The organism is Streptomyces sp. NPDC050264, from assembly GCF_040655895.1.
In the GTDB taxonomy this organism is placed as follows: Bacteria; Actinomycetota; Actinomycetes; order Streptomycetales; family Streptomycetaceae; genus Streptomyces.
Window position 1 is genome coordinate 67,647 of the sequence record NZ_JBFAKV010000033.1, and the last position, 10,568, is coordinate 78,214.

At 70.8% G+C, this 10,568-nt stretch carries 8 protein-coding genes; all 8 read left to right on the forward strand.

Features of this window, described 5'->3' with window-relative positions:
* Position 1 precedes the first annotated feature (1 nt).
* The 8 genes from AB0J02_RS38840 (at position 2) to gatB (ending at position 10,486) form a co-directional block, all read left to right on the forward strand.
* Complete coding sequence (locus AB0J02_RS38840; protein WP_363198606.1) at positions 2-700, forward strand: SDR family oxidoreductase; 699 nt, start codon at positions 2-4, stop codon at positions 698-700.
* Between the two features lie 64 nt (positions 701-764).
* Positions 765-1,784 carry a methionine synthase gene (locus tag AB0J02_RS38845; protein ID WP_363198607.1) on the forward strand — a complete coding sequence of 340 codons (1,020 nt, stop codon included), beginning with the start codon at positions 765-767 and terminating at the stop codon, positions 1,782-1,784.
* A gap of 74 nt (positions 1,785-1,858) precedes the next feature.
* The gene (ligA, locus tag AB0J02_RS38850) at positions 1,859-4,057 is read left to right on the forward strand and encodes an NAD-dependent DNA ligase LigA (RefSeq protein WP_363198614.1); all 2,199 of its coding nucleotides are present in this window, start codon (positions 1,859-1,861) and stop codon (positions 4,055-4,057) included.
* 230 nt (positions 4,058-4,287) lie between these two features.
* Positions 4,288-6,693 carry a bifunctional diguanylate cyclase/phosphodiesterase gene (locus tag AB0J02_RS38855; RefSeq protein WP_363198608.1) on the forward strand — a complete coding sequence of 802 codons (2,406 nt, stop codon included), beginning with the start codon at positions 4,288-4,290 and terminating at the stop codon, positions 6,691-6,693.
* Positions 6,694-6,913: 220 nt separating this feature from the next.
* Entirely contained in the window at positions 6,914-7,210 is a 297-nt protein-coding gene (gatC, locus tag AB0J02_RS38860; protein WP_018531282.1) for an Asp-tRNA(Asn)/Glu-tRNA(Gln) amidotransferase subunit GatC, read from the forward strand.
* Between the two features lie 6 nt (positions 7,211-7,216).
* Positions 7,217-8,719 (forward strand): Asp-tRNA(Asn)/Glu-tRNA(Gln) amidotransferase subunit GatA, encoded by a 1,503-nt coding sequence (gene gatA, locus AB0J02_RS38865; protein WP_363198609.1) that lies wholly within the window; start codon positions 7,217-7,219, stop codon positions 8,717-8,719.
* Between the two features lie 5 nt (positions 8,720-8,724).
* Positions 8,725-8,958, forward strand: a complete 234-nt coding sequence (locus AB0J02_RS38870; protein WP_266873138.1) for a hypothetical protein — start codon at positions 8,725-8,727, stop codon at positions 8,956-8,958.
* A gap of 16 nt (positions 8,959-8,974) precedes the next feature.
* On the forward strand, positions 8,975-10,486 hold the full coding sequence (gatB, locus tag AB0J02_RS38875) for an Asp-tRNA(Asn)/Glu-tRNA(Gln) amidotransferase subunit GatB (RefSeq protein ID WP_363198610.1): 1,512 nt from the start codon (positions 8,975-8,977) through the stop codon (positions 10,484-10,486).
* Positions 10,487-10,568 lie beyond the last annotated feature (82 nt).

The window sequence follows — 10,568 nt, forward strand, 5'->3', positions numbered from 1 at the left end:
CATGACAGGCACAGCTGCACATGTGATCACCGGCGCCGGTTCCGGCATCGGCGCCGCCGTCGCCCGACGCCTCCACGCGCGCGGGGACGAACTCTTCCTGCACGCGCGCGACGCTGGCCGCGCCAAGGAGCTCGCCGCGCAGTTCCCCGGCGCGAGAACCCTCGTCGGCGACCTCTCCGACCCGGAGAAGCTGTCCTGGGCGTTCTCGCACCAGTCGCTGCCGGACCGGATCGACTCGTTGCTGCACATCGCCGGCGTCGTCGACCTGGGACCGGTCGGCGAACTCACCCCGAAGGCGTGGCGCCACCAGCTCAACGTCAATCTCATCGCCCCGGCCGAGCTGACCCGCCACTTCCTGCCCCAACTCCGCCTCGCCCACGGCCACGTGCTCTTCGTGAACTCCGGCGCCGGCCTCAACGCGAGCGCCGACTGGTCCGCGTACGCCGCCTCCAAGCACGGCCTCAAGGCCCTCGCCGACTCGCTGCGCCAGGAAGAGCACGGGAACGGGGTGCGGGTCACGTCGGTCTACCCCGGCCGCACCGCGAGCGCCATGCAGGCCAAGGTGCACCAGCAGGAGGGCAAGGAGTACGACCCGGCGCGCTGGATCGACCCCGAGTCGGTCGCCACCACGATCCTGATGGCCCTCGACCTGCCCCGCGACGCGGAGGTCAACGACCTGACGGTCCGCCCGGGACGCTGACGCCCGGGACGCTGGGGGAGGGCCCGCGACGGCCGTTACGTACTCTTCTACGTACTCTTCGTGGGTGAGCGAAAAGAGCGACTTCAGGTGGGGGCCGGCCACAGGCGTCGGTTCGATGCCCGGCGGCGATGCCCGAGAGGCCGCCAAGACCGTCACCGGGTCCTTCGGGGGCCCTGAACAGGGGATGCCGTTCCTCGCCGAGCTGCCCGCGCGGGGCCCCGGCGCCGACATGATCGGCCGGACCGCCGGGCTGCTCGTGGACGTCTACGCGCGCGTGGAACCCAGTGGCTGGCGCATCGGCGACCGTCCGGGCCGCGACACCAAGCGCGCCAGATCGTGGCTGGGTGAGGACCTCGACGCGTTGGAGGAGTTCACGCAGGGGTACGAGGGCCCGCTCAAGGTGCAGGCCGTCGGCCCGTGGACCCTCGCGGCGGCACTGGAGCTGCGCAACGGGGAGGTCGCGCTCTCCGATCTCGGCGCCTGCCGCGATCTCGCCGGGTCGCTCGCCGAGGGCCTGCGCTCCCACCTCGCCGATGTCCGGCGCCGCGTCCCCGGCGCCCGGATCGTCCTCCAGCTCGACGAGCCCTCCCTCATCGGCGTCCTGCGCGGACAGGTCAGGACCGCCAGCGGATACCGCACGCACCGCGCCGTCGACCGTCAGCTCGTCGAGAGCACCCTGCGGGACGTCCTCGGGGCCAACGGGGGCGAACCCGTCGTCGTGCACTCCTGCGCCCCCGACGTGCCTTTCGCGCTGCTGCGCCGGGCCGGGGCCGACGCGATCTCCTTCGACTTCTCGCTGCTCACGGAGCGTGACGACGAGGCGATCGGGGAGGCCGTCGAGGGTGGCGCCAAGCTCCTGGCCGGTGTCGTGCCCGGCGTGGACGGCCCGTTGTCGGACCCTGCCGGTAGCGTCATGGGTGTCAGGACGCTGTGGCGCAGGCTGGGGCTGAATCCGGGTTCGTTGGCGGACGCGGTCGTGGTCACTCCGTCGTGCGGACTCGCGGGTGCCTCACCCGCGTACGCCCGTGCGGCACTCGCCCACTGCGTCCGGGCGGCGAGATCACTCGCGGACAACCCTGAGTGACCGGGGACCGAAGGCAACGGGAGGACGAGACGGTGGCTGCCGGAAAGGCTGAAGGGGCCGGACAGGCCGAGAAGATCGACCAGGTCGCGCAGCAGAGTGGCGTGCCCGCCAAGGCACGGGACGAGCACGGGCGCCTGGCCGAACAGATCGAGGAACACCGCTTCCGGTACTACGTGAAGGACGCGCCGGTCGTCTCCGACGCCGACTTCGACAAGCTGCTGCGCTCCCTGGAGGCGCTGGAGGAGACGTATCCGGAGCTGCGCACCCCGGACTCGCCGACCCAGAAGGTCGCGGGGGCCTACGCCACGGAGTTCACGTCCGTGGAGCACCGCGAGCGCATGCTCTCCCTCGACAACGCCTTCGACGACCTCGAACTGGCCGCCTGGGCCGAGCGCGTCGCCAAGGACGTCGGTGCCCCCGACTACCACTTCCTGTGCGAGCTCAAGGTCGACGGCCTCGCGGTCAACCTGACGTACGAGGACGGGCGGCTGACCCGCGCGGCCACCCGCGGCGACGGCCGCGTCGGCGAGGACATCACGCCGAACGTGCGCACCATCGCGGAGATCCCCGACCGCCTCAAGGGCGACCGCGTCCCCGCCCTCGTCGAGATCCGCGGCGAAGTCTTCTTCCCCATGGAGAAGTTCGAGGAGCTGAACGCGCGGCTCGTGGAGGCCGGCGACAAACCCTTCGCCAACCCTCGCAACGCGGCGGCGGGTTCGCTGCGCCAGAAGGACCCGCGCGTCACCGCCACCCGCCCGCTGCACATGGTCGTCCACGGCATCGGGGCCCGGGAGGGCTTCGACATCGACCGCCTGTCGGAGGCGTACGACCTGCTCCACGAGTGGGGCCTGCCCACCGCCAAGCACAACAAGGTCGTCGACGACCTCGACGGCGTACGGGCGTTCATCGCGTACTTCGGAGAGAACCGGCACTCCGTGGAGCACGAGATCGACGGCGCGGTCGTCAAGCTCGACGAGATCCGGCTCCAGGGCCGGCTCGGCTCCACCGCGCGCGCCCCGCGCTGGGCCATCGCCTGGAAGTTCCCGCCCGAAGAGGTCAACACCAAGCTGGTCAACATCCGCGTGGGCGTGGGCCGTACGGGCCGTGTCACGCCGTACGCGCAGGTGGAGCCGGTGACCGTGGCGGGCTCCGAGGTCGAGTTCGCGACGCTGCACAACCAGGAGGTCGTGAAGAAGAAGGGCGTCCTGATCGGGGACACCGTCGTCATCCGCAAGGCCGGTGACGTGATCCCCGAGATCCTCGGGCCCGTCGCCGACCTGCGGGACGGCAGCGAGCGGGAGTTCGTGATGCCCGCAGAGTGCCCCGAGTGCGGCACACCGCTGCGGGCCATGAAGGAAGGCGACATCGACCTGCGGTGTCCCAACGCGCGTACGTGCCCGGCCCAGTTGCGCGAGCGCCTCTTCTACCTCGGTGGCCGCCAGTGCCTGGACATCGAGAACTTCGGCGCGGTCGCCGCCGCCGCGCTCACCGCGCCGCTGGAGCCCGCCGAGCCGCCGCTCACCGACGAGGGCGACCTCTTCGGCCTCGTCATCGAGCAGTTGCTGCCCATCAAGGCGTACGTCCTCGACCCCGACAGTGGCCTGCCCAAGCGCGACCCGAAGAGCGGCGAGGACAAGGTCGTCACGGTCTTCGCCAACCAGAAGGGCGAGCCGAAGAAGAACGCGGTCGCGATGCTGGAGAACATCGCGGCGGCCAAGGACCGCCCGCTGGCCCGGATCATCAACGGGCTGTCGATCCGGCACGTCGGCCCGGTCGCCGCAGAGGCGCTCGCCCGCGAGTTCCGCTCCATCGACCGCATCGATCAGGCCACCGAGGAGGAACTCGCCGCGACCGACGGCGTCGGCGGAATCATCGCCGCGTCCGTGAAGCAGTGGTTCGCCGAGGACTGGCACCGCGAGATCCTGCGCAAGTGGCGCGAGGCCGGTGTGCGCATGGAGGAGGAGGGCGCGGGCGAGGACGTGGGGCCGCGGCCGCTCGAAGGCCTCACCGTCGTCGTCACCGGAACGCTGCAGAACCACACGCGGGACGGCGCGAAAGAGGCCCTGCAGAGCAGAGGCGCCAAGGTCACCGGTTCCGTTTCGAAGAAGACGTCGTTCGTGGTCGTGGGGGAGAACCCCGGGTCCAAGTACGACAAGGCCATGCAGGTGAAGGTTCCGGTTCTGGACGAGGACGGGTTCGCCGTGCTCCTGGACCAAGGCCCGGAAGCCGCCGCCGAAGTGGCACTTCCTGTGGAAGAACCGACTCAGGAGTAGCGGTTGAAGGCCACCCGTTCGGCGCATATCAGATGCATACGGGTGGCCGGGTCGCATTCGGGCAACAGCATTCGGGCGCGACCGTCTGGTGTCCGCGAAAGCCTTCTGCGGCCTACTGTTGAGTGTGTGCGCCTGCCGTGTCCTGCTGCGGATGTGGCAATCCCCCGGTTCTCGGAAGCCGGGGGAGCGGGCAGTGGACGCGGGCACCGCCGGCTGTGAGAGGGACGGGAATGGAACCGACCGAGAGCGCTGCCCCGGACTCACGGCTGCGTCCGCGCCGACGTGCGCGGCGCAGGACGACGCACGGCAGCGGGGGCGACGGCACAGCAGACGGTCGCGGGGAGAACGAGCGCGGTGGTGTGGTGACGAACTGGCGCAATTGGTGGCGTGAGGCGGGACGCGGATTCCTGCGCACGGGAGTGGACCGGGCCAGGACCGAGGCCGGCAGGGCGCCCGGGGCCGCGGGCTCCGCCGTCCCGGCGGTCACCGGTGCGGCCTCCGCCGGGGTGCCCTCGGCGGGCCACGTCGGCGCGGCGACCCCCGCCCGCAACGAGATCGCCGTGCACCCCGACACCGCCTCCCGGGCCGTGGCGCTGCCGCTGCTGCCCGGAGCGATCGTCACTCTCGCGGCGGTCATCATCGGCGCCGGGTTCTACCGGTCCTTCGCCGACCACCACGCACTCTTCCCGTCCGGCACGATCGGCTGGTCGCTCGCCGTCCTGACCGGCATCATCGTCGGCCATCTCGTCGCGCTCGGCCGCGACCGATGGTGGGGCGGCACCGGATCCGGCGCGGCCCTCACGCTCGCCGTGCTGCTCCTGTACGGCTGGGTGCCCGCCGCGATGGTCAGCCTCACCGTCGTCGTCCTCGTCGGCGCCGCCCGCAGGCACCGCTGGCGCCAGGGCGTGCTGCACGGCGCGATCGACATCCTCGGGATCGGCGCGGGCGCCCTCGTACTGGCCGCGGTCGGCCGTCTGGCGTCCGTCGAGGCCCCGTGGAAGCCCGAGACCTGGGACTACTACGCCGTCCCCGAGGTCATGCTCGTAGCGGCCGCGTATCTGCTGGTCACCCGCGCGCTGCTCTGGTACGTCCACGCGCCGCACCCCTGGGGACTGCCGACGGTCGCGCGGACGGCGCTCGTGCGGCAGGGCCTGGTCGGGGTCGCGCTGCTCGGCATCGCGCCCCTGGTCTGCGTCGTGGCGATCGCCCTGCCGGTACTGCTGCCGCTGTTCGCGATCCCGCTGATCGCGCTCGACTCGACGCTGTGGATCGCGCGGGCCCGCGCCGAGGAGCAGTTGCGCGATCCGCTCACCGGACTGCCCAACCGGCAGTGGCTGTTGGAGCGCACTTGGAAGGCGCTCGACGACGCCGAGCGGATCGGGGCGCGCAGCGCGCTCATGCTGATCGACCTCGACCGGTTCCGGTCGGTCAACGACACGCTGGGCCATCTCGCCGGTGACCGGCTGCTGTTGCAGATCGCGGATCGGCTGAGAGCCGCCCTGCCGCGCGGCGCCGAGGCGGCGCGGATCGGGGGCGACGAGTTCGCCGTCCTGCTGCCGGTCGCCGACTCGACGACGTCCGCGTCACGCGTCGCCCGCAACCTCGTCGCCGCGCTCGGCTCGCCGCTCGACCTCGACGGACTGACCCTGGTCCTGGAGGCCAGCGCCGGACTCGCGGTCTTCCCCGATCACGCGCTGGACGCCGAAGGACTGCTGCGGCGGGCCGACGTCGCGATGTACCAGGCCAAGCGGGACCGCACGGGTGTGGAGGTGTACGAGTCGAAGAGGGACTCCAACACCCCGGACCGGCTGGGTCTGCTGGGCGATCTGCGCCTTGCGCTCGACGCCGGGGACGTGGAGCTGCACTACCAGCCGAAGGTGCAGTTCGACGGCCAGGTGGCGGGGCTCGAGGCGCTCGTGCGCTGGGAGCATCCGGAGCGCGGGAAGGTTCCGCCGGACGAGTTCATCGCCATCGCCGAGTCGTCCGGGCTGATGCCGCACCTGACCGAGTACGTGCTGGAGACGGCGCTGGCCCAGGTCGCGCGGTGGCGCGCGCAGGGACTGAACGTGCCGGTCGCGGTGAACGTGTCGCCGAGGGACGTGCACACCCCCGGGTTCGCCGGCGCGGTCGCGGCACGGCTCGCGCGGCACGGAGTCCCGGCCGGATCACTGCAGTTGGAGATAACGGAGCATGTGCTCCTGGAGGACCCGCAGCGGGCCGCGGACACCCTCGCCGGGCTGACCGGGCACGGCGTGAAGATGTCTTTGGACGACTTCGGCACCGGCTACTCGTCCCTCGTCCACCTGCGGCGTCTCCCGGTGAGCGAGCTGAAGATCGACCGCTCGTTCGTGGCCCGGCTCGCCGTGGACAACGAGGACGCGGAGATCGTGCGCTGCACCGTCGACCTGGCCCACTCGCTCGGACTGCTCGTCGTCGCGGAGGGCGTCGAGGACGACGAGACCTGGGAGCGGCTGCGCGACCTCGGCTGTGACGCGGTGCAGGGCTGGCTCGTCGCAGCCGCCATGCCGCCGGACGAGACGACTGCCTGGCTGCGCGCCCGTGGCTCGCGCGGCTGGCAGCGGGAGTCCGCGGCGCTGCCGGCGGCCAAGGGGGACACCCCCCGCTCTCTCACGTGAGAGCGATCCCCACCAGGGGCGCCGTTACCTGGCGCCCCTCACGGGGCGAAATGCGTCACCAGTCGCGCCGGTCGGCGGTCGTGGGGCTCCTGTGGGAGCTGCTGTTCGCCGTCTGAAATCGACAGCTCCACCGTCGCGGGACCAAACCGTTTACCAGGCATGGGGTCGGGCCCCATAGGATTGGGTCCAAACCACACACTCCCACTTAGAGGATCGCTGCATGCCTGGCATCACGCGCGAGGAGGTCGCCCACCTCGCCCGGCTGGCGCGTCTGGAGCTGAAGCCCGAAGAGCTCGACCACTTCGCCGGCCAGCTCGACGACATCATCGGCGCGGTCGCCCGCGTCAGCGAGGTCGCCGACCAAGACGTACCGCCGACCTCCCACCCGCTGCCGCTGACGAACGTCATGCGCGCGGACGAGGTCCGTCCGTCGCTCACCCCCGAGCAGGCGCTTTCCGGCGCCCCGGCCCAGGAGCAGCAGCGTTTCAAGGTGCCGCAGATCCTGGGGGAGGACTAAGAAGTCATGACGGACCACAGCAACATCATCAAGCTCACCGCCGCCGAGACGGCCGCGAAGATCGCCTCCGGCGAGCTCACGGCCGTCGAGGTCACCGAGGCCCACCTGGCCCGGATCGAGGCCATTGACGAGAAGGTGCACGCCTTCCTGCACGTCGACCGCGAGGGCGCCCTCGCGCAGGCCCGCGCCGTCGACGAGAAGCGCGCCAAGGGCGAGAAGCTCGGCCCGCTGGCCGGCGTCCCGCTCGCGCTGAAGGACATCTTCACCACCGAGGGCGTGCCGACCACGGTCGGCTCCAAGATCCTCGAGGGCTGGATCCCGCCGTACGACGCGACGGTCACGAAGCGGCTGAAGGCCGCCGACGTCGTCATCCTCGGCAAGACGAACATGGACGAGTTCGCCATGGGGTCCTCCACCGAGAACAGCGCCTACGGCCCGACCGGCAACCCCTGGGACCTCACCCGGATCCCCGGCGGCTCCGGCGGCGGCTCGTCCGCAGCGCTCGCCGCCTACGAGGCCCCGCTCGCCATCGGCACGGACACCGGCGGCTCGATCCGCCAGCCCGCCGCCGTCACCGGCACCGTCGGCGTCAAGCCCACGTACGGCGGCGTCTCGCGGTACGGCATGGTCGCGTTCTCCAGCTCGCTCGACCAGGGCGGGCCCTGCGCCCGCACCGTCCTGGACGCGGCGCTGCTGCACGAGGTCATCGCCGGGCACGACCCGCTCGACTCGACGTCCATCGACGCGCCGGTCCCGCCGGTCGTCGAGGCCGCCCGGAACGGCAGCGTCCAGGGCATGCGCGTCGGCGTCGTGAAGCAGTTCCGCGGTGAGGGCTACCAGGCCGGTGTCGTGCAGCGCTTCGACGAGTCCGTCGAGCTGCTGAAGTCGCTCGGCGCCGAGATCGTCGAGCTGGACTGCCCGACCTTCGACCTGGCGCTGTCCGCGTACTACCTGATCGCGCCGTCCGAGTGCTCCTCGAACCTCGCCCGGTTCGACGCGATGCGCTACGGCCTGCGCGTCGGCGACGACGGTTCGCACTCCGCCGAGGACGTCACCGCCCTCACCCGTGAGGCCGGTTTCGGCGACGAGGTCAAGCGCCGCATCATCCTGGGCACGTACGCGCTGAGCTCCGGCTACTACGACGCGTACTACGGCAGCGCCCAGAAGGTCCGCACCCTGATCACCCGCGAGTTCGAGGCCGCCTTCGAGAGCGTGGACGTCATCGTCTCGCCGACGACGCCGACCACCGCCTTCCCGATCGGCGAGCGTGCCGACGACCCGATGGCGATGTACCTCGCGGACCTGTGCACGATCCCGACCAACCTGGCCGGCAACGCCGCCATGTCGCTGCCCTGCGGCCTGGCCCCCGAGGACGGCCTGCCGGTCGGCCTGCAGATCATCGCTCCCGCCATGAAGGACGACCGCCTGTACAAGGTGGGTGCCGCCGTCGAGGCCGCCTTCGTGGAAAAGTGGGGGCACCCGCTGCTTGAGGAGGCTCCGTCGCTGTGAGTGCCATGGCAAAGAAGGCCAAGAACTTCAAGAAGTCCAAGACCGGCGTCTACGTCTCGCTGGCCAGCACCGCCTTCGGCGCGATCAGCGTCGCGAAGCAGGCGAAGATGGCCCGCAACGACAACGACACCCTGCGGCTGATCGACGCCGCCGTGTCCGCCGCCGCCATCGCTACCGGCCTGGCGATCCTCTACCGGGAGCTCAAGCGCCTGGGCGACGACGACGTCCTGCTGGGCTGAGAGGGAAAGTTTCACCGTGACTGTCACTGACCTGGTGTCGTACGAGGAAGCCCTCGAGACGTACGACCCCGTCATGGGCCTCGAGGTCCATGTCGAGCTCGGCACCAAGACGAAGATGTTCTGCGGCTGCTCCACGGAGCTGAAGCAGGACGCCAACAGCCAGACCTGCCCGACCTGTCTCGGCCTGCCCGGCGCGCTGCCGGTGGTCAACGAGACCGGCGTCGAGTCCGCCATCAAGATCGGTCTCGCACTCCACTGCGAGATCGCCGATTGGTGCAGGTTCGCCCGGAAGAACTACTTCTATCCGGACATGCCGAAGAACTTCCAGACCTCCCAGTACGACGAGCCCATCGCCTTCAACGGCTACCTCGACGTACAGCTGGAGGACGGCGAGGTCTTCCGCGTGGAGATCGAGCGCGCCCACATGGAGGAGGACACCGGCAAGTCGACGCACGTCGGCGGTGCCACCGGCCGCATCCACGGTGCCTCGCACTCGCTGCTCGACTACAACCGCGCCGGCATCCCGCTCATCGAGATCGTCACCAAGCCGATCGAGGGCGCCGGCGAGCGGGCTCCCGAGGTCGCGAAGGCGTACGTCGCCGAGCTGCGCGAGGTCATCAAGGCGCTCGACGTCTCCGAGGCCCGCATGGACAAGGGCCAGATGCGCTGCGACGTGAACCTCTCGCTGCGTCCGCACGGGCGCGAGGAGTTCGGCACGCGCTCGGAGACGAAGAACGTCAACTCGCTCCGTTCCGTGGAGCGTGCGGCGCGCTTCGAGATCCAGCGCCACGCGGCCGTCCTGAACGACGGCGGCACGATCATCCAGGAGACCCGTCACTTCCACGAGGAGGACGGCTCCACCACGTCGGGCCGCATCAAGGACAACGCCGAGGACTACCGGTACTTCCCGGAGCCCGACCTGGTGCCCGTCGCCCCGTCCCGCGAATGGGTCGAGGCGCTGCGTGCCGAGCTCCCGGAGCTGCCGCTCGCGCAGCGCAACCGGCTGATCGAGGAGTGGGGCGTCACCGCCCACGACATGCAGTCGATCCGCAACGCCGGTGCCATCGGCCCGATCGTCGCCACGATCAACGCCGGTGCCGACGCGGCCTCCGCCCGTAAGTGGTGGATGGGCGAACTGGCGCGCGGCGCCAACGAGCAGGGTGTCGACCTCGGCGCGCTGCCCATCACGCCCGAGCAGGTGGCCCGCGTCTCCGAGCTCGTCTCCAAGGGCGACCTCAACGACAAGCTGGCCCGTCAGGTCATCGACGGCGTCCTCAAGGGTGAGGGCACGCCGGACGAGGTCGTCGAGAAGCGCGGCCTGAAGGTCGTCTCGGACGAGGGCGCGCTGTCCACTGCCGTGGATGAGGCCATCGCCGCCAACGCGGGGATCGTCGCGAAGATCCAGTCCGGCAAGGTCGCGGCCGCCGGTGCGCTGGTGGGTGCCGTGATGAAGGCGACCCGGGGGCAGGCCGACGCGGCCCGCGTCAAGGAACTGATCCTGGAGAAGCTGGGCGTCTCCGACGGCTGAGCCGTTCTGGGCGGCGGCGCACCGGGTCGAGGCCGGATTGCTGGGCCGCGCTCCGGATTCCGTAGAGCAGGAAGACGATGGT

Bases quoted from the DNA above. Each gene is read 5' to 3' on its own strand.
- AB0J02_RS38870 (WP_266873138.1), top strand. From the start codon at position 8,725: ATGGCAAAGAAGGCCAAGAACTTCAAGAAGTCCAAGACCGGCGTCTAC.
- gatA (WP_363198609.1), top strand. From the start codon at position 7,217: ATGACGGACCACAGCAACATCATCAAGCTCACCGCCGCCGAGACGGCC.
- gatC (WP_018531282.1), top strand. From the start codon at position 6,914: ATGCCTGGCATCACGCGCGAGGAGGTCGCCCACCTCGCCCGGCTGGCG.
- AB0J02_RS38840 (WP_363198606.1), top strand. From the start codon at position 2: ATGACAGGCACAGCTGCACATGTGATCACCGGCGCCGGTTCCGGCATC.
- AB0J02_RS38855 (WP_363198608.1), top strand. From the start codon at position 4,288: ATGGAACCGACCGAGAGCGCTGCCCCGGACTCACGGCTGCGTCCGCGC.